This is a genomic window from Heyndrickxia sp. MSNUG, assembly GCF_049532715.1.
GTDB lineage: Bacteria > Bacillota > Bacilli > Bacillales > Cytobacillaceae > Mesobacillus.
The window spans coordinates 4345325-4370414 of record NZ_CP150978.1 but is presented as its reverse complement, the minus strand read 5'-3'; the positions used below and the strand labels follow the sequence as shown (position 1 = coordinate 4370414).

Genomic DNA, 25090 nt, shown 5'->3' with positions numbered 1-25090 from the left:
GGCAGGCACCATCCAGTTTGGATGGTGCCTGTTGCTATTTATTGCTTAAAAGTATTTGGGGTCAGACCCCCCAGTAAAGTAAAATGTTGAAGCGCGGGGCGACTGATTCATACTTAATGCTCATTAAATGTAATTGTTGTTTCTGTACCACATTCGATTACAATAACTTCTGAATATTCCTTGGATTTTTCTTTTGGTAATTCTATTACAAAGGTTCGAGGGGTGGCATCAGCTGTGCAATTTCCATTGGGCGCTCTAAGATTGATCATAATCTTTTGCTCTGTCAGTTTCACATCTTGAGAGTTTAGGACTAATGGACAGCTTCCTGATTCCTCTACACTCAGGAAAAGAATCTCCTTAGTGTTGAAATCAATAGGAGGTCTTTTACTCGTTAGCTGATAGGATTCCCATGTTTTTTCAAAGTCACTTTCATTGTTCGTCATTCTTGCTGCATAAGAATAGTGTGGTGACTGCTCACGCTTAAATGCAATCTCATTAAAATTAACAGGCCACACCTTTTCAGACTCTACAATTTTTATTTGGTTGCGTTCGTTTCTCTCACCGCTCTCACATCAACCAAAACTAGAGATAAGAACAGAGCGAAAGACAAAGAAAACTCCCTTTTCATTCAAGCAACACTCCTTTGAACATTTGACGTATAAGCAGGAGAAGAGTTTCATCGTTTATTAATAATAACTTTCATCCCACTAACGCATCACCGCACTGGGGGTCAGACCCCCAGCGCGTTAATTAGCTAAAGGCGTTCGAAGATTCTCCTCTGGATTGAAACGTATTTATACATCAATACGTCTATTTGTACAAAATGGTAATTGTTCATTTAGGCATTAGGCTCATTATGGAGGTGAGGGGTTCGATTATGAAAGGCATTCTAAGATGTTTCTTCATTATTGGTTTGTTTTTTGCAGCAACGACTACAATGGCAGCACCACCGCCAAACGAAGTAAAGGAAAGAAAAAATGAAGCCCCATTGCATTTAATCGGAACCGTCATCGCTGACGAGTTCTTTAAGGACACATCGAAGAGTGAGCAATATCCTCAGCAAGTAAGATATATGACCCTTCAGGTAGACCAACTGATCAAGATACCCGATACAGAAAAAGAGAAAAAAAGCATCGAGGTGTACTATTGGTATATTCCTTCCTGGCAGGCAAATGAGTACGTTGGAGGAGAGAGGATGGATATTGCAGTAGGCGATGCCATAGAAATTTGGCTGAATGAGGGAAAATACGGATGGGAACCGGCATTAGGCGGAAACACGGTTAACCATATAAAATATGCCGAAAATCGTGAGGACCCAATCCCTGAACCATTCTTGCATTCAATCGAAAGAAAATCCTCCTCACTTTTAAAGGAAAATACTGAAGCGCTCGTGCTGATTGTTTTGTCTTTCATTTTGTTATTAATAGTTGTTAAAGCAAGAAATTAAAAAGTAGATTCATCAAGTCTCATTCAAAATGAAATTTATAAATAAAAAAAAGGAAGGAATCCTGTGAAAGTTTTAGCGCGTGGTTTGTGGCTTGGGAACATTCTATTAAGCTTGTTTAACTACTATTTTGTAACATCTATGAGCTCCTATTCAATCGTCGAACTCATTTTCAGGTCAACCATGGATTACGAGGATTTTATTAGAAAGAATGGCATTGACCCTACAGTGCAAATAACCATGTTTATAGGGTTAACACTAATCCCCTTGCTTACATTGTTTTTAACCTATATAACCGCAAAGAAGATGAGAAAATTAAATCTGCAATCTACATTTATAGTATTTATTGGAAATCTACTCCTTGCCCTATTCATCTACTCTATCCTTTAAAGCGTTACACCATTGGGGGTCTGACCCCCAACGATTTAACGCGTTAATTAACCGATTTTTCCTAGTTCTATGACACTAATTGTAAAATAAATATTAATTTTGAAAAAATGTGTTAACTTTTGTATTTTAATAGGCTAAAATAATCATTGCAACCGATTACATTTAATAGGGGGAAAAACCTTGAAGAAGATTAAAAAGATAGCTGCTACAGCATTAGCGCTAGGTATAATCGTGCCACAGGCTGCACCGTCAATCTCTTATGCAGAAGTGATGGACGAAGATGTAGTAAAACTCCGCATTCTTGAAACTACAGACTTACACTCCAACATAATGAACTATGACTACTACCAAGATAAATCAGTATTGAACTTTGGTTTTGCTAAAACAGCTACATTGATTAAAAAAGCAAAAGAAGAAGCACCTAACAGCCTGTTGTTTGACAATGGTGACCTGATTCAGGGCAGCCCAATGGGAGACTATGTAGCAAAGGTAAATAAATTGGAGAATGGCGAGACTCACCCAGTTTATAAGGCTATGAATCTTATGGGGTATGATGCAGGTAACCTGGGAAACCACGAATTCAACTATGGTCTTGATTTCCTTAATCGCTCATTGAAGGGTGCGAAATTCCCTTACGTTAATGCAAACGTTTATATCGATGACGCAACTGATGACAAAAATGCATTCACTCCTTATGTAATTTTAGATAAAGAAGTGACAGATGCAGACGGCGAAAAGCACACTCTTAAAGTAGGGGTAATTGGTTTCGTTCCTCCGCAAATCACTCAGTGGGATGCTGCTCGTATTAGCGGTAAAGTCATTGCGAAGGACATTATCGACACTGCTAATAAATTTGTTCCAGAAATGAAGGCAAAGGGTGCAGATCTGATTGTAGCCATTCCTCACTCCGGAATTGACGCGACTGCAAATGGAAAGAACGAAGAAAATGCGGTTTACAACCTAAGCAAGGTTGAAGGAATCGATGCTATTCTTTTCGGCCACTCACACGCTACGTTCCCAAGCAAGAAGTATGAGGGATTAGCAGGTGCTGATCTTGAAAAAGGTACTTTAAACGGCGTTGCAACTGTACAAGCAGGTATGTGGGGAGACAACCTTGGCCTTATCGATATGACGATCGAGAAGGATGCTCAAGGAAAATGGTCAATCAAAGATACTAAGAGTTCTACTCGTCAAATTTTCACAAAAGATGCTACTGGTACTACGTCAAATGCTGATGCTGACCAGAACGTTGTAGATGCAGTTAAACATGAGCATGAAGCTACTATTGAATATATGAAGGGCGAGCTTGGTAAAACAACTGCTCCGATCAACAGCTACTTCTCTCAAATCAAAGACAATGAAGCAATCCAAGTGTTGAACGCTGCACAAAAATGGTACACAGAAAAGGCGATCCAGGGAACTCCGTATGAGAAGTTACCAGTTCTTTCTGCCGCTGCGCCATTTAAAGCAGGTACACGCGACAATCCAAACTACTATACAAATGTAGCTAAGGGTTCATTGCAAATTAAAAATGCAGCAGACTTATACTTATACGATAACAATACATTACAGGCTATCGTAGTCACTGGTGCACAGCTGAAAGAATGGTTGGAAATGTCATCTGGACAATTTAACCAAATCAAAACAGATACAAAAGAAGAGCAAAACATTGTAAACGGTGATTACCGTTCATACAATTTCGATGTTATTGATGGCGTTACTTATGAAGTCGATGTAACAAAGCCTGCAAAGTATGATGTGAGCGGAAAAGTGTTAAATGCAGACTCAAGCCGTATCGTTAACCTTCAGTTCGAAGGTAAAGCAGTTGATCCAGAACAGAAATTTGTTGTAGCAACAAATGACTATCGCGCTTCTGGTACTTTCCCAGGCGTTAAAGGTTCTGAGATTATCGTAAAAGCTCCAGAATCAAGCAGGGAAGTTGTTTCGGCCTATGTTGTAGAAAAGAAAGTTATCGATCCAACACCTGACATGAACTGGTCATTTAAAACAATTGACGCTGACCTTAACGTTTTCTTCTTGTCTTCTCCAGAAGGCCAAAAGTTTGTTAAGTCTACAGACAATTACAAGTATGTTTCTACAGAGGATACTGGCTTTGCAAAATATGCTCTTGATATGAAAGTTAAGGCAACAAAGCCTGCTGAAACTCCACAAAAATTCAAAGATGTGAACAAAGACCACTGGGCTTTCGATTTCATCGCTGAATTGACTGAAATGGGAATCATTAAAGGTAAGTCTACTGATATGTTCGACCCAAGCGGAAACGTAACAAGAGGTCAATTTGTTTCACTTCTTGCAAGAACATTGAAGCTAGAAGCAGCACAATCACATCCGTTCAAGGACGTTGCAGGGGCTCTAGAAGCTGACATTGCAGCAGCTTATAAAGCAGGCATCGCAGCTGGTATGAGTAAAGACAAGTTTGATCCAAATGCATCCATCAATCGTGAGCAAATGGCAGCAATGCTTGTCCGTGCATACGAATATAAGACTGGCAAAAAATATGACGCTAAATCCCCAGCTAAATTTACTGATGCTGGCAAAGTATCAAACTTCGCCAAAGAAGCAGTAAACGAAGTAAACGAACTAGGCTTCATGGTAGGAATCGGCGGCGAATTCCAGCCAAAGAGCAAAGCAACAAGAGCACAAGCAGCAAAAGTTGTTTCATTACTATTAAACAAGTAAACAAACAAACAGAATGCCCTCCTAAAACAGGAGGGCATTTTTTAGTCCTTTAAAGCGCTGGGGGTCTGACCCCCGGCGAGGTAATGCGCTAAAGCGGTAAAATGTAAAAAAGAGAGCTGTGGCATACTGCACGGCTCTCTTGAATCTGCTTTTTATTAATTTTTGATGTAGACTTTTACTTTGATTGTTTTGCTTCCCCATTGAAGTGCTCTTTGTTTGTTCGGGATGAAGACGTCGATCTTGTTTCCTTTTACGGAAGATCCTTTATCGGCTGCGATTGCTTCGCCGTAACCTGGTACGTATACTTTTGAGCCTAGGGGGATGACTTTAGGATCTACTGAAATGACCTTTGCGTTAGGGTTCTTTTTCAAGTTGATGCCTGTGTAAGTGATTCCGCTGCAGCCTTTGCAGCTTGCAGTGTAGGCAGTTGCACGAACTGTGATTTCTTTATAGGCAGGTGCTTTAGTTTTAGCAGTCGTCTTTTTCGCAGCTGTCTTTGCAGCTGCGGACACTTTTAATACTTGGTTAGGTTTGATTTTATCTGAAGTAAGTTTATTGTATGACTTTAATTGAGAAACAGTTAGGTTATTCTTTTTAGCGATCGCCCAAAGAGTGTCGCCTTTTTTTACTTGATATGTATTTCCAGCGGCTAAAGTGGCATTTGAAGCACCGAATAGTAGAACAAGTGCAGTGATGAAACTAATAGTAGTTTTTTTCAAGTTCTAATCTCCTTTATCTTCTTTGCTAGGAATAGATTAACAGTTTAATATAACAGTCATGTTACATTGGGAAACTATTTATATTACAAAACCGTTTCAAATATGTAATATTAGGAAAAACAACTTAATAGTGGTCAATATGAGTAATTATTGGCAGGAAAGGCAGAAAAAAAACTAGGAGTTATCATAAAAAAGTGGATTAAACTAATTTTTACATGGGAAATTTTTATGCTCGGTTCCCAGAACCAAAATAAAAAAGGTGGCGAATATGCCACCTTTTTAACTTACAATCTTTTAGCACCCATAAATTTTGGTTTCCAATAAGAGTTGTTAATGCTAGCGATTGAGACGCCTTTTGATGTAGCAGCGTGGATCATTTGGCCATTCCCGATGTAAATGGCAACGTGAGTAACTTTCTTTCCACCACTTGTTGCGTAGAATAGTAGATCTCCCGGCTGATAGGCTGTCACCTTTGTACCTGCAGAGAACATTTCACCAGCTGTACGAGGAAGCTTAGTGTAGCCTGCTTTGTTGAATGAATATGTAACTAAACCTGAGCAATCAAACCCGCTTGGAGTAGTTCCTCCCCATACATATTTAACACCCATATGGCTTTTAGCGATTGAGATGGCTTTTGACTTATAGTTGCTGCTGACAGTAGAAGCTTTTGTTACAGTGCTTCCAGAAGCAATATATTTTGAACTAACGTATCCGACTTTTCCATTGAAAGAAATTCTTGCCCAACCATTTCCCTGGCTGCTTACAGTCACATTGTAACCCTTTGCAAGTGTTGCGATCACTTTCCCAGCGGTTGATGGTTGATTACGAACATTTAATGTGCCGGAACTTACGTTTACGTGGTAAGCTGTTCCAGCAGCAGAAGCTTGATCCATTGACGGAGTGGCAGTAGCAAGTAGTGAGAAAAGCATAGTTGAAGCTATAATTCTCTTAAACAAAGTTGTTTACCCCCGATTGCTAGATGTTAAACCTAGTATATAGCGAAAGGGGTTACAAACAAATAACAGATAAATTACAATTATGTAACAAATACCGACATATACCGCTAAAGGAAGAAAAAAACAAATCGAATAGTGACGAAAGTATTGGTATTACTAGACTTCGCTGAAAATTAATCTGTTTTTTAGCATATGACAAAATGATGAATTAATCTAAAAAAATGTTTCTTAAATAAAGGCATCCCCCGCTTTTGGTAGATGCCTTTATTTAAAACTTACTTAAATACTCTATCCATTAATTGATACCCCTCTTGATAAGGAGAAAGGTTATATGTTCCCATCCTGTACACCATTTCATTTCCCTGATAAAAAATCAAACTTCTGCCTGGAAGGCCATAACGTTCAGCCATTTCGACATATTGAGCAAAGTTTTGGACTCCGCTAGCCATTTGATGAGGCGAGTAGGTGTCGATCTCGATATTAATACCGATTCCGTTTACTTGTGCTCGTAAAAAAGCTAGATGCAAACGCTTCTGTGTATCGGTTAATTTTAGGCGGAATGTATTTGGCTGAAGGTACACACCATCAAATCCGTATATCTTCCAATTCTCGAAGTTATTCGAGAGAGCGTGAGGCGAGTAAATAAATTTCTTATTCTGAGAGTGGATGGATTTAGCCGTCTTTTCTACAAGAAGTTCATCTTCCAATGAGCCAACGGTTTCATTCAGCCAATAGTACCCTTTAAAAGTTAGATTAGAATAACCTGCCTTTTGCCATTTAGATTGGACATCGTTCATATACCATGTAATGAGATTGGATCTTTCGTTCAGGTTATTTGCCCGTTTCTTTCCATCTAAGTCAATAATGGCTTCTTTTTGTTTAGGGTATGGAATGGCAATGTAGACATTGGCCTTCTTGCCTTGTTGTTTTGCCGCCGAGTTAAGGTTTTCAAGTGTGCCGTCCGCAGCAAACGTTCTCTCGGCGTACCATCTCCACTCTGAAAAATTGGCGTGGTTGCTTGATATCTGGCCAAACTCTCCATTTGGATAGCTTCGTCCTAATATAATGAAGGTATCGAATAATGGGCGTCTTGATCCATCGTTAGGTTTGATGCTGATATAAGGTTCAAAGAACTCTGGTGTAAATTTCATAGGGTTTTCATTTCCATTATAAATGAGAACTCCATTGCCAATTCCGGAATCTGTCATCATACCGGTTTGATTATCGTAGTTCATAAGTGAGTTGCTGACCGGATGAACCGTTGCTTTAGGATATTTTAAAGCCAGGTCGATTGCCTGGTCAGCCTTCCTTACTTTATGTAAAACTTTCCCGTTTTCTTTTACTGCATACTCTAAAGGTTCACTGTAGATTCGTGCCAGGAATACGGAAAATTGCGCGCGGCTTACTGGAACTTCTGGCTTGAAGGTGCCGTCCTTGTATCCAGATGTCACATCATTCTCCGCAATAGCATCAATGAAGGTGTAATATGGATTTGATTTTGGCAGATCCTTAAACGACGATTTACCAGCACCCTTGTAATTGTAAGCTACGGCAATTGCCTTAGCCATTTCTTTGCGGGTTAATGGCTTATCAGGCATAAAGCTCTTTCCGTTTAAAGTGAACATGCCTTTCTCCATAACGGTTAAAACTTCCTTATATCCGCCCATTGTCGGTTTCATATCAGAAGGAACGATTTTAGGATTTGATGGAGCCTTTAAACGCATGGCGCGAACCAGCATAATTGCTGCATCTTTCCTAGTCAGAATTACTAGCGGTTTAAATTCACCAGACGCAAACCCTTTAATAACGCCTTTGCTGGAAAGGAAACGGATTTCATCATGTGCCCAATGATCCCTTGGTACATCCTTGAAAGTCGTATTACTCGCATTTACAGTGTTAGAAAATAAAGATAGCAATACCATAAAACTAATGGCCGTCAAGGTAATCCTCTTCATAAAAGTGGAGCCATTCAAACTAACACTTCCCATTCACCCATCTCCTAAACTATTAATAACAAATACTGTGAAAAATACACACATTTTCCATTGTATAGTAAAAAGTACCTAAACACCAGAGGGTATAAAGTGAAATTTTAACTAAGTACAGCGTTAATCCATTGGGGGTCAGACCCCCGGTGCGGTGATGCGTTAAGGAGAAAAAGAAAAAAACACGATGTATTATTTACAACGTGTCTTTAGTTCTTCTAATTAAATTTTTACATAAATTTCTTAAAAAGGTTATTATTAACTTAATCGTTTAATTTCCTAATGCTCAAAAGGTAAATCGACATTTTCAATAGGGCCGGCAGCATGAACAGCCGATTGTGCTACAGGAACACATAATGACATTATACCTAGAAGTGCGATTCCAAATAATACTTTTGATATTTTTTTCATCTTAATCCCTCCTGAGTAAAATATACCACGTTCGAAATTTATAGGTATTTAGGGTGTATTGTCATATTGAGGGGTTTTATGCGAATTTTCTAATAAAATCACTTTTTATTAATCGCTAATATTCTTATAGGAATATTTTGAATAGGTTAGGAGATTTACATATGAAGGAATTTAATTTTAAAAATCTAGGAGAATCGATTCATTCAATCAGAGTGAAGCTTGGGATCAGCCAAAAAGACTTAGCCAGCGGTATTTGCAGCCAATCGCAAATCAGTAAAATCGAAACAGGGGAAATCAGTCCGTATATTCACACGCTAGTAAAAATATCGGAAAGGCTAGGCATCAACACGAGCCATTTCATCAACCAAATCTCTAAAGAGCATTACGAGTTCGTCTCTCAATCAAAAAATCACGTGAGAGAGCATATAAAAAAGAAAGATTATAAGGAAGTGAGGCGGCTGATCAATAAGCTGGAGAAGCATCCGAGCTTTCAAAATATAGAGGAGCTTCAATTTATCCATTGGCATAGAGGGGTGTGTATTTATTACTTGGAACATGATTCATCGAGAGCAATCGATGTGCTGAAGGAAGCGCTTGATATGAAGGACTCCATCCAGGCGACCGAGCAGGATATTCAAATCATCAATAGCATCGGCATCATTCATGGGGAAAAGGAGGAATGGGAGGAAGCGAAGAACTCCTTCTTGAGAGCCCAGGAGATTTATAGCAGGGCGCTTTATTCAATGGATTTTACGATATTGATCCGGATTTATTATAATTTGAGCAAGATTTATTACAAGCTGAATAATAACCATGAAGCATTGAACGTCGCGAATAAAGGAATAAATCTGGCGCTTGAGAAGGAGTCCAGCTATTTAATGGGCGAGCTTTTATACCAAAAGGGATTCATTTATGCAGAGCGGGGCGATGTATCACAGGGAATCGTGTATCTCCAAAAAGCCGGAACGATCTTTGCTCTTTATGAAAAAGAAAGCTACATCCAAATGGTGCAGGATAAGCTGGCGCTGTTCAGGCAGTGATCTTGGGGCGAGCTGTGCACTGTAAATTTTGATCCTGGACAAGCTGCAGCAAGCCAGACAGTAAAAAGGTGTAGAAATGATTCTACACCTTAGCCGCATCACTTATTTCTTATCTTTTAAATCCCCAGGAACGACTTCATTCTTATAAGCCTCTTTAAATGCCTTCATTAAATCAGACCTTTTAGCGTCGCTATCGATTTTGATATCGCCAAAAGCCGGCACTACAGTATGCCAATTTTCAGATTCTAAGTATCTTGTGGCAAATAAATATGTTTCTCCTGGCACGAGAAGCTGATCGTCTTCAATAAGCAGAAGTTCAGTTTGTCCTTCTGAGTTTTCCTGGTAGCCGCCTTGCTGGTTCACAAGGACTTGGCCAGATAGCTTTCCTTTTACATTTGTAATGACTTCAACAGTAAATTGAGTTTCAGGACCGCCATCAAGCGATTTTGTACCAGCTTGTTCGATGACTTTTCCAACGAAAACATTATTCGTTGCGCCAACGAGCTTCTTTTTATCTGAAAAATCGTCAATGAAATTAGCGTGTGCTTCCAGCCTAATCACATTATCGGCGCTTGCATGTTCGTTGTTAATATAATTAGCTCCCAAAAAGCCACCTGTAATAACGGCTGCTAGAGTTAAAGTGAATGTAATCTTTTTCATATTGGCTTTTCCTCCTTTAAATTAATAGCCCCAAAGGGAATGGTAGTCAGATTTGTCGTGCGAGCCTAAGCTTGTTTTGGAAGTTACATAGGCATACATAATTTGATCGGAGGTGCTGTGTGCCAAACCAAGAGCATGTCCCAGCTCGTGAGTGAAGACGTTCTGCCTTTTAGCAGCTGTATAGCCATTCAGGTAATAGTTGTTCAGCTGGATTCTGTCTGCTCCTGATAAATTGCTGTATAAACCAGCCCAAGTGACATCAGAGCGATTCGCGTCAACAAAAGAAAGGTCTTCTATTGTCGTTGAAGTATCTCCTAGTATATTGATTGGATTCAGGCCGTTCCAGGTTGTAATAGCTGCGCCTCGGGCGGTTGTCCATTTTGTAGAACCGTGGTAAGTACCCCAGCGAATTTCCTTGCCATCAACGGAATCGTAGCCTAGAAAATGAGCAGAAGCAGCTGAAGGCAGAAGCATTAGACCTAAAGCTCCAACAATAATACTTTTTTTAATGAATTTCTTCATTTCTTATCCCACCTTTAATCATTATGAATTCAAAAAATTTCAGCTGTGCTTGTAACAACAGTTGTAAAGGTTGGCCAACCTATAAGAGGAGTATAGCAGGAGGGAAAGTTTAATTGTTTAAATATTCTCATAAGTATTCGGTGTATAGAAAAACAGAGGATTCGAGCGAAAAATGAAGAATTTTTAGGGATTTATAGAAATTTCAACCAGAGGAAAAAACGTTAAATTTAAAAAAACAAACCCAAACCCCCGAAAAAAAAACCCCTACAACGAAAAATATTCATACAAAAGAAGAAAAACTTCTATGCGGTGAAGTGGTGGGGGTCAGACCCCCGGCGCTTTAAAGCGGTAATAACCTGGGGGTCAGACCCCCAGTGCAGTGATGCGTTAATGCAGGGAGGCGATAAGGGGTATAAAAAAATCCCAGCGGACGCTGAGATCTTTTTTAGAGGCTTATATTTGATTTGCTAGTATTGTCACGAATGCGCTTAAAACAACGGATAGCAGCAGCAGGGAAGCATACATAATGGTCTTATTTCTTTTTTTCTTTCTTTGCTTCTCCTCTGGTGTAAGCCAAGTATAAGTAGACATCAACATTTCTCCTTTGTAATTGATGGCAGCTGGCTGGCCTTGTTCTGGACGGAGGCCCCTATAGCTTTGCGTCACCACTTTTCAGTGATTTTGCCTTTGGTTATATCGGCTAGTCTAGTATATATTTTAATAGCAAATTTGCAAAAAAAATTGGAATTAATTATAGTCCCATAATATGACCCATTCTCCTTTATGCTTTACAACATAAACGACCTGTTGAAAATTGAAATTGCCATACTTGCCATTATAATTTTGCGTAACGACCATTTTATAGCCATTTTTAACAACGTTTTGTCCATTCTCAGGTGTCCACTTATCAAACTTTTCGGCTTTACTTATTTCGTATGTAAAGGTTTCTGCGCCAAAATGACCAATGAAAACATGAGCTCGATCCTGGATAAATTCTGACTTAGTGAATCTTTGTTTCATGTAAGGGTGAAAAAGACTCCAGGAATCTGAAAAATTGCCTTCCTGCTCATATGCATAAAATTTTTCAACTGTTTGAGTAGCTTGATTAGAGAGTCCGAACATGAATATACGTAAAACAATAAAGATAAAAACGAGAATGGAAATACCAATAAATATAGGAAGAATCCGCAACTGGTGTTGCCTTTTCATTATATGAACAACCCCTTGATTAAGAAGTTCTTCAAATCATATGTCCAATTTTGGGGTTTTATTCTATAGAAAAGCGTTTGGAATAGGACAGAGAAGGGTAGTAAAAAGTAATTAACAATTTCATTTTCATAGTTCTTAAGTCCCTTAACAAATGTGTTTAAATTTGGTAATTTCAAATTATAAAACACATAAAACGTACGATAAGGGCAAAATCATTGAAAAATGGTGACGCAAAGCTACAGGGACTAAAGTTGCAACTCAACTACGTCAGCCAGTTTCCGAACACGACTCTCCTGCGATTTTATGTGGCTAAAAGGAGGAAGCCGATGTGTTAAAAACAATGTTAAAGTTTAGGTACAAATTTCATTTATATTTACAGAAGCATAACGAGGCGTTGATGCAAGATGCACTTTGTAAAAAACTAAGAAATCAATTACGACAAAGGGCAGCCTATCACGGCAGGCAAGCCATTTTTCTAGTATCAAAAATATAACGAGCAGACTTTTGTCTGCTCGTTTTATTATTTGTCGTACTTAAAGTGACATTCTTTTCCGGGGCTTGTTCCAAAATTTAATATAAGTATGGCCCTCTTTGCACTTAAATACTTTAATCCCGATATGTTTGAGCGGAGTATAGACTTCCTTCATGTGAAGCAAAGGCATTTTTAAAGAACCTCCCGAAAATTGTTAATTCAATTTTAACTAAATAAAGAACAAAATTAAACAAAATGTTCTCGATAAGAAACGACAAGGTTCGGGAATAAGATAGTATGAAGTGCCTTGTTCTTGTTTATAATGGCAGGTAAAAGGGAGGGGGTAATTTGCTTCAAAACCTTCTATTAGTCTTTTGGACAATGGTAATACTCCTGATGACTTGTACGACGAGATTCGAGTTAGAGAACAAGTTGCTTCAAGTATATTTTTCCTGGAATTCAAATCCTGAATTTGGAGATTTGTTCCTCGCACTCCCAGCAGAACTTACAGAACCCTTTATATTACAAAAAGTCGGACATCTAATCGCGTTCGTCATTCTAGGCTTCCTATTAAAAATCCAGACAAATAACATTAAAACCATTCTATTTATCATATCCTTTGCGATCCTTACAGAATTCCTGCAGCTGTACTTATCAAGAGGAGGAAGACTATTCGACGTAGGATTCGATCTAATAGGTGGAGGCTTAGGCATTGCCGTAGGAGCATTAATCCAAAACATTATTGCCAAAGAACAAAACCCCTCCACACTAAAGCGTTAATCCGTTGGGGATCAGACCCCCGGTACGGTGATGCGTTAATGGGGTGGGGGTCAGACCCCCATCGCTTTAAAACGGTATTGTTGCAGCTTCTTTAAGTGGAGGAATCTATTAATCTTGCTATTTGTTTGTGATTTAAAGCTTTGTTTGGGTGAACAGATTTAGGGTGGGTGGGATTTTGCAGACAGAGGGAATGGCAGCTATTGGTCTTATCCTTTTTGATGATATAATGAATCTGACATATAAAGAAAGGAGGCTGGGTGTAGCCATCCTCTAGTAAGGCTGAATCTAATACAAAGGAGCTGTAATCAATGTCTCGTAAACCACGTAATTGGTATCCTGGCGCGGTCTATCACATCACTGACCGGGGCAATCGGCAAATGTCTATATTCATGGATGACAAAGACCGACTCAAGTACATGGATCTGCTTGAGGAAACCCGTACATACTTCCCATTCACTCTCCACGCCTATTGTCTGATGACAAACCACCTTCATCTTCTGTTAGAAACCATCAACCACCACCCGCAGGAAATTATGAAAATGCTGAACTCCCGTTATGGAATCTATTTTAATTACCGTCACGACTTGGTCGGACATGTCTTCCAGGGGCGCTATAAATCCGCAATGGTCGACTCGCCAGAATATTTTCTTAACGCCAGCAGATATATCCACTTGAATCCGGTAGAAGGCGATATCGTTCAGGATCCGGCTCGTTACAAATGGAGCAGTTATTCCGCGTATGCGTCTGATTCCCATAATCCCCATATCTCAACCGAAAGAATCCTTTCCTATTTCCCTGAACCTAAAAAAGATCATTACAAGAGAATAATAGAAAACGAAATAGCTCTTATAAAGTGAGTTGTTTACATTAACGTCCGTCACCATCATTCTTTCACTAACCACCCCATTCAATTTTTGGCAATGGGGTGGTTTTTTATATAAAAATCAGTCTCAGGTCTTAGAAACCTTTACATTCCCAGTCCGTTAAAAGCAGGAGTTTTTATGGGTAATATGGAAGTATGGAATAAAGTGAAACGTTGACCGTGTGTCAATCGTATACATAGGAAGGATTCCATGAAGGAGTGTTTTGATGATGAACCCGATTCTTTCATTTTTTGTCCGCACCTTGGCCGCCATACCGGCGACGATGTTCGTTTGGCTTCTCACCTATACTGGATTTGATCAGACATTCGGGGTGGCTTCCCTGATTGCAATCGCAGCCGGAGGGCTAGTATATTTTGGTCTCGGCAGCTATATGAAGACCAAATTTTTGAAAAAACATGGCCTGACGAGAAGGGAATATAAATATATAAAGAAAAATCTTGATGAGGCAAAAACGAAGATCAAACGCCTGCAAAAGGTCCAGTTTTCGATTCGCCATATCCGGTCGCTGAAGCAGCGAATGGAACTGATCCGGATGGTCCGGAATATTTATAACCTGACCAAAAGGGAACCGAAGCGATTTTACCAGGCGGAGACGTTTTATTTTTCACATCTGGATTCTGTCCTTGAACTTACCGAGAAGTATGCTTTTCTAACCTCACAATCCAAGGTGAATCGTGAAATGCAGTATACACTCGAAGACACTCAGCGCACTTTGATTGATATGGCAGGCGTTGTCGAAAAAGACCTCTACCATGTCCTGTCGGATGATTATGACCATTTGAATTTTGAAATAGATGTCGCCAAGCATAGGCTGAATACGGTAAAAGAAACGAAATACCTTGAAGGAAAATGGAGGACGAAGAAATGAATGAGAAAGACCTCGATTTGTTAAAAAACAGCGGAAATATTATGGACGATATTCTTGCGAACCCGTTTGGCGAGCAGGGAGATCTTGCTATGAAAGCAGTAAGCCCTGAGCAGGAAAGCAAGCCGGTAAAACTTGTCGATGTGATTCCTGAGGAAAATCGGGCGAAGGCTTATCAGCTGGCGGAGCAGATTGACCCGAAGAACCACCAGGCGATGATTATGTACGGAACACAGGCACAGGGGAAATTGCTGACGTTTTCGCACGCAATGCTTGAACATGTCCAGAAAAAGGATGTAGGCGAGATTGGCGATATTATCAGCGACCTGATGAAGCACCTGAACCAGGTGAGCCCTGATGAATTGCGTGCTGAAAAGCCAAACTTACTGTCACGAATGTTCGGGAAAATGAGCGGTACCATCCAGGAAGTCCTGTCCAAGTATCAGAAGACCGGTGCGCAGATTGACCGAATCAGTGTAAAGCTTGACCGCAGCAAGAATGTGTTGCTTTCAGACATTGGCATGCTGGAAAAATTGTATGAAACGAACAAAGAATATTTCCATGCGTTGAATATCTATATCGCAGCAGGGGAAATCAAGCTGAAAGAGCTTCATGAAAAAACGATTCCTGCGCTGAAAAAGGCTGCAGCGGAAACGAATGACCAGATGAAGTTCCAGGAAGTCAATGACATGATCCAGTTTGCCGACAGACTCGATAAAAGGCTGCACGATTTGAAATTAAGCCGTGAAATTACCATTCAAAGCGCGCCGCAAATCAGGCTGATCCAGAACACGAACCAAGCGCTCGTCGAAAAGATTCAATCATCAATCGTAACGGCAATTCCACTTTGGAAAAACCAGGTTGCGATTGCTTTGACATTGATCAGGCAGCGCCATGCCGTTGAAGCACAAAAGCAGGTTTCAAAGACAACCAATGACCTGCTGCTGAAAAACGCAGAAATGCTAAAAACCAACACAATTGAAACAGCCAAAGAAAACGAGCGTGGCCTGGTCGATATCGAAACATTGAAAAAGACCCAGGAAAACCTGATCTCCACACTAGAAGAAACACTGAGAATCCAGGAAGAAGGCCGTACAAAACGCCGCATGGCCGAGCAAGACCTTGCAGTAATGGAAAATGAATTAAGAGTCAAGCTGCTCGAAATAAAAGGGAACTAAAGAAGTGCATTGATGCGGTGAAGCGCCGGGGGTCAGACCCCCGGCGCTTTAAAGTGGTAAAGGGAATGGTCTCTAGAAGGAAACCATCCCCTTTTTTTTCTATTTCTACACCCTCTTGCTTTTCTAATCCGTTTGACCCTATCATTGAAACATTATTAAACAAAAAGGATGAGAATGATGGATCAAAGGATTCTGCCGGCTTCTTCTAACATGAAGGACTTTGAGCGATTTTTGAAAACCCCTTTCGAAATAGGGGTATTTCTTGAAATGCATATAGCGCAGCTAAAAAATGTGAATGCCATGGCGGAGGCTCATGGGAAGAAGATGCTGTATCACATGGATATGATTCATGGCATAAAAGCCGATGATTACTCTACAGAATTTATTTGTCAGGAGTACAAGCCATATGGTTTGATATCAACAAAATCCAATGTGATTTTAAAGGCGAAACAAAAAGGGGTCATCGCTGTACAAAGGGTGTTCTTGCTAGATTCGCATGCTCTTGAAAAAAGCTATAAGCTGCTTGGAAAGACGCAGCCTGACTATATTGAAGTACTCCCAGGATTGATACCCGAACTAATTTCAGAGGTCAACGAACGAGTGAATATCCCTTTGTTTGCTGGTGGTCTAATAAGGACGATTCAAGATGTGGAAAATGCGTTAGAAGCCGGTGCGGTCGCAGTGACCACGTCGCAAAAAGAAATATGGCATCACTTTGCCTGACTTTTTAACCATTCTACGTCAAAAATAAAATATTAAAAGTAAGCATGTTGACAGCGTTTTCATCGTCTAGTATACTCAACTACAAGTTAATAGACGTGACGGAGAATGGGAGATTCACACAGATACGCCAATTTATTTGGTGTGTACTGTTGTGGGTCTCCCTTTTTTGTTTTATCTGTCACGCCTGCCATCTATCGAACAAAATTAAGCAGCAGGAAAGGGGAATGATCTATGTCAGCTTTCATGGGAGAAGTCATTGGTACGATGATATTAATTGTCTTTGGTGCCGGAATTGGAGCGGGATCAACGCTCAAAAAATCTTACTCGAACAATGCAGGATGGATTGTCATTACCATTGCATGGGGACTCGCGGTCACTATGGGCGTTTTTGCCGTAGGTTCTATCAGCGGAGCGCATTTGAACCCGGCTGTTACACTTGCACTTGCAATCAATGGATCGTTTCCATGGGCAGATGTACCAGGCTATATGCTAGCCCAGTTGATTGGAGCCATCATCGGTGCGTCACTCGTATTCTTTCATTATTTGCCGCACTGGAAGGAAACATTAGACCCGGGAGCAAAATTAGGGGTTTTTGCAACGGGACCCGCAATTCTGCATACATTTTCAAATTTATTTAGTGAAGTTTTCGGAACTTTTATTCTAGTATTAGGATTATTATTCATTGGAGCGAACAAATTTACAGAAGGGTTGAATCCAATTGCAGTTGGCCTATTAATCGTTGCCATCGGTATGTCGCTTGGAGGGACAACGGGGTATGCCATCAACCCGGCGCGTGACCTTGGGCCAAGAATTGCCCACTTTATTCTGCCAATCCCAGGCAAGGGAGGCTCCAACTGGGGCTACGCATGGATTCCGGTTGTCGGCCCGCTTTTAGGAGGCGCAATGGGAGCCGTGTTCTATCAGGCATTTTTCGCAGGTGAACTTACTACGACTTTTTGGGTCGTAACTGGTATAGTTGCATTAAGTCTAGCATTAGCTTATACAGTAGGAAAAAAGCAAGAAGGCGAAATGGATTCTTCTAAAATAGGCAAATTAAAACCATATAACAGATAAAGCATCAGAAAACAGCCCGCACTTCAGCAGTGTGACGCACCACCGCACCGGGGGTCTGACCCCCAGGGTATTAACGCGTTAAAGCACCGGGGGTCTGACCCCCAGCGCGGTAACGCTTTAGTGTGATGGTGGCTAATTGAATTTATTTATAAAGGGGAGGAATTACTAAATGGAAAAGTATATTTTGTCTCTGGATCAGGGAACGACTAGTTCGAGGGCGATTCTTTTTAATAAGGCTGGGGAAATTGTCCATGTGGCGCAGAAGGAATTTACGCAGCATTTTCCGAAACCGGGCTGGGTGGAACATAATGCAAATGAAATCTGGGGCTCCATCCTTGCTGTCATTGCGAGTGTTTTATCCGAGTCTAATGTTAAACCTGAGCAAATAGCGGGAATAGGGATAACAAACCAGCGTGAAACGACGGTCGTATGGGATAAGGAAACGGGAGTCCCTGTATATAACGCAATTGTTTGGCAATCGAGGCAGACAAGCGGAATTTGTGATGAACTGAAAGAAAAAGGCTACAACGACCTTTTCAGAGAGAAAACGGGCTTGCTGATTGACGCCTATTTCTCTGGCACAAAGGTAAAATGGATCCTTGACAATGTAGAGGGCGCGAGACAGAAAGCCGAGGATGGCAAGCTGCTGTTCGGCACGATCGATACTTGGCTCATCTGGAAGCTTTCCGGCGGCCGTGCCCACGTTACGGACTATAGCAATGCTTCGCGTACGCTCATGTTCAATATTTACGACCTTAAGTGGGATGAGGAGCTGTTAGAAATCCTTGGAGTTCCTGCATCCATGCTTCCGGAGGTAAAACCTTCTTCAGAAGTCTACGCTGAGACAGTCGCTTACCATTTTTACGGCCAGGAGGTTCCGATTGCCGGAGCCGCGGGTGACCAGCAGGCGGCATTGTTCGGCCAAGCATGCTTTGAGAAGGGCATGGCGAAAAATACTTACGGAACAGGCTGCTTCATGCTGATGAATACAGGTGAAAAAGCAGTTCGTTCTGAGCACGGCCTGTTAACGACCCTTGCATGGGGCCTGAATGGGAAAGTGGAGTATGCGCTTGAAGGCAGCATATTCGTGGCAGGGTCGGCCATCCAATGGCTGCGTGACGGTTTGAGGATGCTGAAAAATGCGAAGGACAGCGAGGATTATGCCTCAAAGGTCGAGTCCACTGATGGTGTGTATGTAGTACCTGCTTTCGTAGGCCTCGGAACTCCGTATTGGGACAGCGATGTAAGAGGGGCGGTATTCGGACTTACCCGCGGCACAAGTAAGGAACATTTCGTCCGCGCCACGCTTGAGTCACTTGCCTATCAGACAAAGGACGTATTGTCCGCGATGGAAGCTGACTCCGGCATTGAGCTTAAGACGCTTCGAGTGGATGGCGGTGCGGTTAAAAATAACTTCTTGATGAACTTCCAGAGTGATATCTTGAACGTTCCGGTAGAACGTCCGGTTGTCAACGAAACGACTGCATTGGGCGCGGCATACCTTGCAGGCCTGGCGGTTGGATATTGGGAGAGCCAGGAAGAAATCGCTAAACAATGGGCGATCGATCAATCATTTGAACCAAAAATGTCTGATGAAGACCGTGATCAGCTTTACGGCGGCTGGAAAAAAGCGGTTAAAGCGGCAATGGCATTCAAATAAATTTCACAGCATGACAATATCTTTTTTACTAAAAATTTGATATACTAATAACAAGTTAATAAATCGGCAGGAGAACTGGAGAGACCGCGAAGCATTACCATGAAATGGGTGATGTTTTTCGCGGTCTCTTTTTCTGTCTAAAGGAGGAAATAACAATGTTTACGAATGTAAAACGTACAGATATAGTCTCCAATTTAAAGGAAAAGGAATTTGATTTGCTGGTGATCGGCGGCGGGATTACCGGAGCAGGGATTGCGCTTGACGCAACGACCAGGGGAATCAGCACTGCCCTTGTGGAAATGCAGGATTTTGCAGCAGGAACTTCGAGCAGATCAACAAAGCTAGTTCATGGCGGCTTGCGCTATCTGAAGCAGCTGGATGTAAAGGTTGTCGCCGAGGTAGGCAAGGAAAGAGCGATCGTCTATGAAAACGGACCACATGTGACGACACCTGAATGGATGCTGCTCCCTCTGCATCAGGGCGGAACATTCGGCAGCTTCTCCACCTCAATCGGGCTGAAGGTCTATGACTTTTTGGCAGGTGTAAAAAAGAGCGAGCGCCGCAGCATGCTTTCGAAGGAAGAAACGCTGCAACGTGAGCCTCTTATTAAAAAAGAAGGCCTTAAAGGCGGAGGCTACTACGTAGAATACCGCACAGACGATGCCCGTCTGACCATCGAAGTCATGAAAGCGGCGGTGGAAAAGGGAGCAACAGCGTTAAACTATTCAAAGGTTGAAGACCTGATTTATGAAAACGGCCGAGTGGTTGGCGTGCTGGTAAAAGACCAGCTGACTGGTGAACAATATAAAATCCTTGCGAAAAAAATCATTAACGCCACAGGTCCATGGGTGGATATTTTACGGGAAAAAGATGGCTCCAAAAAAGGGAAAATGCTGATTTTATCAAAGGGTGTGCATATCGTCATCGATCAGTCGCGATTCCCGTTAAAGCAGGCTGTTTACTTCGACACACCCGATAAAAGGATGATCTTTGCCATCCCGCGTAATGGGAAAACGTATGTTGGCACAACGGACACTTTTTACAATGAAGAAAAAGCAACACCGAGGATGACCCAGGCGGATATGGATTACTTGATCAACGCAATCAACTATATGTTCCCTGAGGTAAAAGCAGCTCAAAAGGATGTCGAGTCCAGCTGGGCGGGGATTAGGCCATTGATTCATGAAGAAGGGAAGAACCCATCTGAGATATCAAGGAAGGATGAAATTTGGGAATCTGACTCAGGCTTGATTACCATCGCAGGAGGAAAACTGACAGGTTACCGGAAAATGGCCGAAACGATTGTAGACGTTGTGGCGGAGAAGTTCAGGTCAGAGGAAAATAAAGATTACGGGGTATCAAAGACAAAGCACCTGCCGATTTCCGGAGGAGATTTTGGCGGTTCAGAGAAGTTTTCGCAGTTTGTTGCGGCAGCAGCAGAGCAGGGGGTTAATGCTGGCCTTGCAAAAGAGGATGCGACACACTTGGCAAGGTTCTATGGATCCAATGCACCTGTTGTGTTTGAGCTCGTTAACAGACAGAAAGCCAGTGCAGAACAATACAGGCTGCCTGCCGTAACCTTTGCAAAGCTGGTATATGGAATTGAACACGAAATGATCGCCACACTAGTAGATTTCTATTTCAGAAGAACAGGAGACCTGCTCTTTAACATCAACACAGTACTCCAGACAAGAGAAGCAGTCAGCAGCTACCTGGCCGGCCGATTCAACTGGACAGACGAAGAAAAGCAAAAACAAGAAGCAGCACTGGAAATAGAAATTAAAGCAGCAACCAACCCAATCCAATAAACAAGAAGACATTAACACACTAACGCCCTGGGGGTCAGACCCCCAGGGCGTTAATGCGTTAAAGCGCCGGGGGTCTGACCCCCAAGGCTTTAAAGTGATAAAGCTAATTTAGCTCCCTTGTATTCCAATTAATGATACGCCTGCCATGATCAGCAGGACGCCGATGATTTTTGGCATGGTGAGGGGTTCGTTGAAGACGAAGTAGGCGCCGAAGACGGCGAAGATATAGGCTAGGGACTGGATTGGATAGGCGACGCTGAGCGGCACGCGTGTCAGGATAAACAGCCACAGCACGGTTGCCAGCCCGTACATGAACAGACCGCTCATGATGTAAGGGGAGAGGAACAGCTTGACGACTCCGCCAACAGACTGATAGCTATCTGTGCGCCCCATCAGTCCGAACTTCCACAAAAATTGCCCGCCGACCAGGATCAGTGTATTTAAAAAGATCAGAAAAAAGTTAAGAATGCTCATTTTGTCGTTCTCCGCTCATATCTTTATTATTTGTTGCAGCAAGCCCGGGTTTTATTGCCTCGCCCTCGGATGCCTTGCGATCTCTCGAATCCTCACCACCAGGAACATTACCAAATTCAACCCCCGCCTGAGAATTCTTCAAATCCTCCAGCTCCTTGGAAAGATAGGCAACCTCCTGAACAAGGTTAATCAATTTACTCTGCTGACGGGAAAAAACCATTGTATGGTACATCAAAAGCGACAGGACGACGAAAAAACCAATCAAAAAGATTAACGATGGCATATAACTCACGCCAATCGCGACGGCCAAACGATTCAAATAAGGCAGGCCGAAGGCGACGAACAAAGCTCCAATCGCGAACAGCATCCACATGAAGGCTTGCTGGTCATGCAGCTTATGTTGTGATGTAAGCCAGATCACCTGCAGCAGGAAAAATACGGCAACGATGATGGCGATAAGTTGAACAGTGTTCATGAAATCCTCCTAGAAAACGGATCGTATATTCAAACAGAAGCATTAAAGGTTGAAAACGGGTCTTAAAAAACCGAACGTATAATAGAAAAGAACGTAACCTTCATCATATAGTAAAGCGATTTTATTGGTGTGATCGAGGATTGTCCACCTTGTCGGGCGTTCATCTCGACCTTCATTTCCTTCACTTTATAGCCTTTATGGGCAAGCTTCACTAAAACTTCTACCTCAGGATAATCAATCGGATAATAAAGGGCGAATTCTTCAATGATTCGGCGGTTCACCACGCGGTAGCCTGATGTCGGGTCCATCACTTTTATCCCCGCCAAAAAGCGAATCATATAGTAAAAATAAAAAATTCCAAGCCTCCGCATCAGGCTTCCTTTATATGCAGTCTTCTCCACAAATCGTGACCCAATCACCATATCGTAACCGGAACGCACGATTTCCTCTACAAGATTGCGTAAATCACGAGGGTTATGCTGGCCGTCTGCGTCAAGCTGGATTGCATAGTCATATCCATGGCGCTGCGCATATTTGTAACCGGTTTGCATCGCGCCGCCAATGCCGAGATTGACCGGCAGGGTGACATGGTTAAACTGGTTCTCCTTCAAGATCAGGGCCGTCAGATCCTTTGACCCATCGTTCACCACGAGGTAATCATAGTCACAGGAGTCAATCAGGTTTGTTACTGTATGGTAAATGGCTTCTTCTTCATTATAAGCAGGAATGATGATCAGCACTTTATTATGCATTGCAAGGCTCCTTTGTTTGTACTACGATACAAAGTATAACAAATGCACACAGGATAAGCGAAGGGATTCTGATGGAATGGGACTTTTGCAGTTTCCCTTTTTAGTGTATCCTTATTTTGAAATAAGACAGATAAAGGAAGGTACATCCATTGAAGCGTATTTTTGAAAAAGTAGGGCCCGGCCACTACTTGCTGCTGTTTCTATTCATCGAAGCCTGTCTCCTCTTTTATATAAAAGCTGGTCCGCAGCCTGCGATGGTTGTCACTCCGGACGGCAAACTCTATTACAACCTTGCCGAAAATCTGGTCAATGGCAAAGGCCTGATCAACACGGTGAGGGAAGAGGACATCATTGTGCCGCCGCTATTTTCCCTGGTCCTGGCGCCATTTGTCCTGCTGTTTAAAAGCCCGACTCCGTTTATCGTCGTTCAATATATTTTGTTCGCCTTGAACGGTGTGTACATCAGCTATTTGGCCGGCAAGGTGTTCAGGTCACAGCTTGCAGCCATCCTGACTGGAATTTTATATGGAATTCAGCCGGTCCTCCTTTTGAACGGACCGCAATATTTACTGACCGAAACAATCTTTATCACGTTTTTACTCGCGGTATTGCACATCAGTATCAACTGGATCACGTCGGAAAATAAGCAAAAACCATTTTACCTGCTGTTATTCGTTATGACCTTAAGCCTGTTATTCAGGCCGCATCTATTGTTCATGTTCCCGGTTGTCCTGCTGTTTGCACTCTTTTTTATTGTAAAAAAAGTGCAGAAACTTAGCTCGCTGGCAGCTTTTCTTATTCCGGTCGTTCTCCTGATGATAAACGGCTGGCACAACCAGCTGCTGCACGGTGAGTTTGTCACTCTCGAAAACTATAGCGGCATGAATCTCTATATTGCCAATAACCCTGAATCCGATATCGGCTTTTATAACTCGAATATGCTGCCGGATTACGTCGAGCCTATCTTTTACGAGTTAAAAGATGTGCCGCTTTCTGAAAAAAGCGCGATTTTAAAGGAAGAAGCTTTTGGATATATTTTTGGTTCACCGATTGAAACCGCCAAAAGGGTCATCATCAAGTTTTTCTTATTTTTCAAAGGGATTTTCCTGATTGACTGGATCACCATCATTTTGAGTATCGCTGGATTACTGCTGGCTTTTTTGAAAATGAAGGAAAATCGAATTCTGCTGCTTTTCATTTTGCTGTACATTCTCGGATTCGCGGCTTTGACTTCAGCAGGTCTGCTGGTTGGCGGGCAGCGTTACCGCACACCAATCATTCCGGTGTACCTGCCATTCGCGGCTTTCCTGGCTGCACAGCTTGTTACTGGGGTATTTCGAAAAAAAGAAGTTGAAGAATAGGTATTGAGGAAGGGGCAAGCACTGTGCTTGTCCTTTTTTAATATTATGGAAAGATGGTCAAGTAAGCATGATGCTTGTTCAGCGACCTTGGAAAAAGACATAAAAAAACCCCCGTCTTTTACCAGAAGAAGGGGGGAAGCCCAAAGTGGCTATATAACCAAAATCTACTATAGCTTACGCTGGCTAACTTGCTTTTATAAGGGTATTTCATTATGGTAAAATAAAACATTAACTGCTAAAAAATCACAGTTCTCGCTATTGTCACCATTTTATTAGTGATAAAATACTGTCATTAGGATAATTTTGGACGTTAAATCGGTAAAGTGAGGAAAAAAATTAAGGATTTTTTCCTAAAAAAACTTTTTTGAAAAAACCTCAAATTTTTTAATCAAGAATCTCCAAATGTGCCTACAACTCTTTTGGTACTCGTTGGTTTTCAGCCTCATTGCCTGATAATAATAAATTCCATCTATCTTGCTGCCCGTCCCCTTTAACTCGATCTGGTCTATCTTTTTGCCAGCTTCCTTATATTTAGACTGGATATTATA

At 41.7% G+C, this 25090-nt stretch carries 24 protein-coding genes and 2 riboswitches; of the genes, 12 read left to right on the top strand and 12 right to left on the bottom strand.

Features of this window, described 5'->3' with window-relative positions; translation table 11 throughout:
- Positions 1–113: 113 nt before the first annotated feature.
- Entirely contained in the window at positions 114–515 is a 402-nt protein-coding gene (locus AABM38_RS22010; protein ID WP_423408290.1) for a hypothetical protein, read from the bottom strand.
- Between the two features lie 362 nt (positions 516–877).
- On the opposite strand from AABM38_RS22010, the gene AABM38_RS22005 reads away from it, so the two are divergent.
- Both AABM38_RS22005 and AABM38_RS22000 read left to right on the top strand, forming a co-directional pair.
- Positions 878–1447, top strand: a complete 570-nt coding sequence (locus AABM38_RS22005; protein ID WP_423408289.1) for a hypothetical protein — start codon at positions 878–880, stop codon at positions 1445–1447.
- A 567-nt stretch (positions 1448–2014) separates the two neighbouring features.
- The gene (locus tag AABM38_RS22000) at positions 2015–4534 is read left to right on the top strand and encodes a bifunctional 2',3'-cyclic-nucleotide 2'-phosphodiesterase/3'-nucleotidase (protein ID WP_423408288.1); all 2520 of its coding nucleotides are present in this window, start codon (positions 2015–2017) and stop codon (positions 4532–4534) included.
- A 155-nt stretch (positions 4535–4689) separates the two neighbouring features.
- On the opposite strand, the gene AABM38_RS21995 is transcribed toward AABM38_RS22000, so the two are convergent.
- The 4 genes from AABM38_RS21995 to AABM38_RS21980 all read right to left on the bottom strand — a co-directional run bounded on the left by AABM38_RS21995 (position 4690) and on the right by AABM38_RS21980 (position 8605).
- Positions 4690–5253 carry a 3D domain-containing protein gene (locus tag AABM38_RS21995; RefSeq protein ID WP_423408287.1) on the bottom strand — a complete coding sequence of 188 codons (564 nt, stop codon included), beginning with the start codon at positions 5251–5253 and terminating at the stop codon, positions 4690–4692.
- A 284-nt stretch (positions 5254–5537) separates the two neighbouring features.
- A complete protein-coding gene (locus AABM38_RS21990; protein WP_423408286.1) occupies positions 5538–6209 on the bottom strand; it encodes a C40 family peptidase in 672 nt (223 codons plus the stop codon).
- A gap of 275 nt (positions 6210–6484) precedes the next feature.
- Positions 6485–8197 carry a DUF4855 domain-containing protein gene (locus AABM38_RS21985; protein WP_423408285.1) on the bottom strand — a complete coding sequence of 571 codons (1713 nt, stop codon included), beginning with the start codon at positions 8195–8197 and terminating at the stop codon, positions 6485–6487.
- Positions 8198–8473: 276 nt separating this feature from the next.
- Positions 8474–8605: a hypothetical protein gene (locus tag AABM38_RS21980; protein ID WP_423408284.1), complete on the bottom strand. Its 132-nt coding sequence runs from the start codon at positions 8603–8605 to the stop codon at positions 8474–8476.
- Positions 8606–8766: 161 nt separating this feature from the next.
- Between AABM38_RS21980 and AABM38_RS21975 the strand changes: the two genes are divergently transcribed.
- Positions 8767–9645: a helix-turn-helix domain-containing protein gene (locus AABM38_RS21975; RefSeq protein ID WP_423408283.1), complete on the top strand. Its 879-nt coding sequence runs from the start codon at positions 8767–8769 to the stop codon at positions 9643–9645.
- 102 nt (positions 9646–9747) lie between these two features.
- Here the strand turns inward: AABM38_RS21975 and AABM38_RS21970 are convergent, their stop codons facing one another.
- The 4 genes from AABM38_RS21970 to AABM38_RS21955 form a co-directional block, all read right to left on the bottom strand.
- Entirely contained in the window at positions 9748–10305 is a 558-nt protein-coding gene (locus AABM38_RS21970) for a hypothetical protein (protein WP_423408282.1), read from the bottom strand.
- Positions 10306–10326: 21 nt separating this feature from the next.
- Positions 10327–10827, bottom strand: coding sequence for a matrixin family metalloprotease (locus tag AABM38_RS21965; protein WP_423408281.1), 501 nt, complete (start codon positions 10825–10827; stop codon positions 10327–10329).
- A 453-nt stretch (positions 10828–11280) separates the two neighbouring features.
- Positions 11281–11418: a hypothetical protein gene (locus AABM38_RS21960; RefSeq protein ID WP_423408280.1), complete on the bottom strand. Its 138-nt coding sequence runs from the start codon at positions 11416–11418 to the stop codon at positions 11281–11283.
- A 21-nt stretch (positions 11419–11439) separates the two neighbouring features.
- Positions 11440–11523, bottom strand: a riboswitch (cyclic di-GMP riboswitch).
- A gap of 51 nt (positions 11524–11574) precedes the next feature.
- Positions 11575–12036: a hypothetical protein gene (locus tag AABM38_RS21955; RefSeq protein WP_423408279.1), complete on the bottom strand. Its 462-nt coding sequence runs from the start codon at positions 12034–12036 to the stop codon at positions 11575–11577.
- A 195-nt stretch (positions 12037–12231) separates the two neighbouring features.
- Positions 12232–12319, top strand: a riboswitch (cyclic di-GMP riboswitch).
- Positions 12320–12856: 537 nt separating this feature from the next.
- Here AABM38_RS21955 and AABM38_RS21950 point away from each other — a divergent pair.
- From AABM38_RS21950 to AABM38_RS21915, 8 genes are all read left to right on the top strand, one after another.
- Positions 12857–13288 (top strand): VanZ family protein, encoded by a 432-nt coding sequence (locus tag AABM38_RS21950; RefSeq protein ID WP_423408278.1) that lies wholly within the window; start codon positions 12857–12859, stop codon positions 13286–13288.
- A gap of 308 nt (positions 13289–13596) precedes the next feature.
- Positions 13597–14145 carry a transposase gene (locus AABM38_RS21945; protein ID WP_423408277.1) on the top strand — a complete coding sequence of 183 codons (549 nt, stop codon included), beginning with the start codon at positions 13597–13599 and terminating at the stop codon, positions 14143–14145.
- A 232-nt stretch (positions 14146–14377) separates the two neighbouring features.
- Complete coding sequence (locus tag AABM38_RS21940) at positions 14378–15040, top strand: 5-bromo-4-chloroindolyl phosphate hydrolysis family protein (RefSeq protein ID WP_423408276.1); 663 nt, start codon at positions 14378–14380, stop codon at positions 15038–15040.
- Complete coding sequence (locus AABM38_RS21935; RefSeq protein ID WP_423408275.1) at positions 15037–16215, top strand: toxic anion resistance protein; 1179 nt, start codon at positions 15037–15039, stop codon at positions 16213–16215. The genes AABM38_RS21940 and AABM38_RS21935 overlap by 4 nt, the downstream gene beginning before the upstream one ends.
- A gap of 177 nt (positions 16216–16392) precedes the next feature.
- Positions 16393–16938, top strand: coding sequence for a glycerol-3-phosphate responsive antiterminator (locus tag AABM38_RS21930; protein WP_423410817.1), 546 nt, complete (start codon positions 16393–16395; stop codon positions 16936–16938).
- Between the two features lie 231 nt (positions 16939–17169).
- Positions 17170–18012 (top strand): MIP/aquaporin family protein, encoded by an 843-nt coding sequence (locus AABM38_RS21925; RefSeq protein ID WP_423408274.1) that lies wholly within the window; start codon positions 17170–17172, stop codon positions 18010–18012.
- Between the two features lie 169 nt (positions 18013–18181).
- Positions 18182–19672, top strand: a complete 1491-nt coding sequence (gene glpK / locus AABM38_RS21920; protein ID WP_423408273.1) for a glycerol kinase GlpK — start codon at positions 18182–18184, stop codon at positions 19670–19672.
- A 155-nt stretch (positions 19673–19827) separates the two neighbouring features.
- Positions 19828–21480 carry a glycerol-3-phosphate dehydrogenase/oxidase gene (locus tag AABM38_RS21915; protein ID WP_423408272.1) on the top strand — a complete coding sequence of 551 codons (1653 nt, stop codon included), beginning with the start codon at positions 19828–19830 and terminating at the stop codon, positions 21478–21480.
- 108 nt (positions 21481–21588) lie between these two features.
- Here the strand turns inward: AABM38_RS21915 and AABM38_RS21910 are convergent, their stop codons facing one another.
- The 3 genes from AABM38_RS21910 to AABM38_RS21900 form a co-directional block, all read right to left on the bottom strand.
- Positions 21589–21954: an EamA family transporter gene (locus AABM38_RS21910; protein WP_335432731.1), complete on the bottom strand. Its 366-nt coding sequence runs from the start codon at positions 21952–21954 to the stop codon at positions 21589–21591.
- Complete coding sequence (locus AABM38_RS21905; RefSeq protein ID WP_423408271.1) at positions 21941–22429, bottom strand: DUF2304 domain-containing protein; 489 nt, start codon at positions 22427–22429, stop codon at positions 21941–21943. Before AABM38_RS21905 ends, AABM38_RS21910 begins: the two co-directional genes overlap by 14 nt.
- 62 nt (positions 22430–22491) lie before the next feature.
- On the bottom strand, positions 22492–23181 hold the full coding sequence (locus AABM38_RS21900) for a glycosyltransferase family 2 protein (RefSeq protein WP_423408270.1): 690 nt from the start codon (positions 23179–23181) through the stop codon (positions 22492–22494).
- 149 nt (positions 23182–23330) lie between these two features.
- Here AABM38_RS21900 and AABM38_RS21895 point away from each other — a divergent pair, with 149 nt between their 5' ends.
- Positions 23331–24542 (top strand): hypothetical protein, encoded by a 1212-nt coding sequence (locus AABM38_RS21895; protein ID WP_423408269.1) that lies wholly within the window; start codon positions 23331–23333, stop codon positions 24540–24542.
- Positions 24543–25090 lie beyond the last annotated feature (548 nt).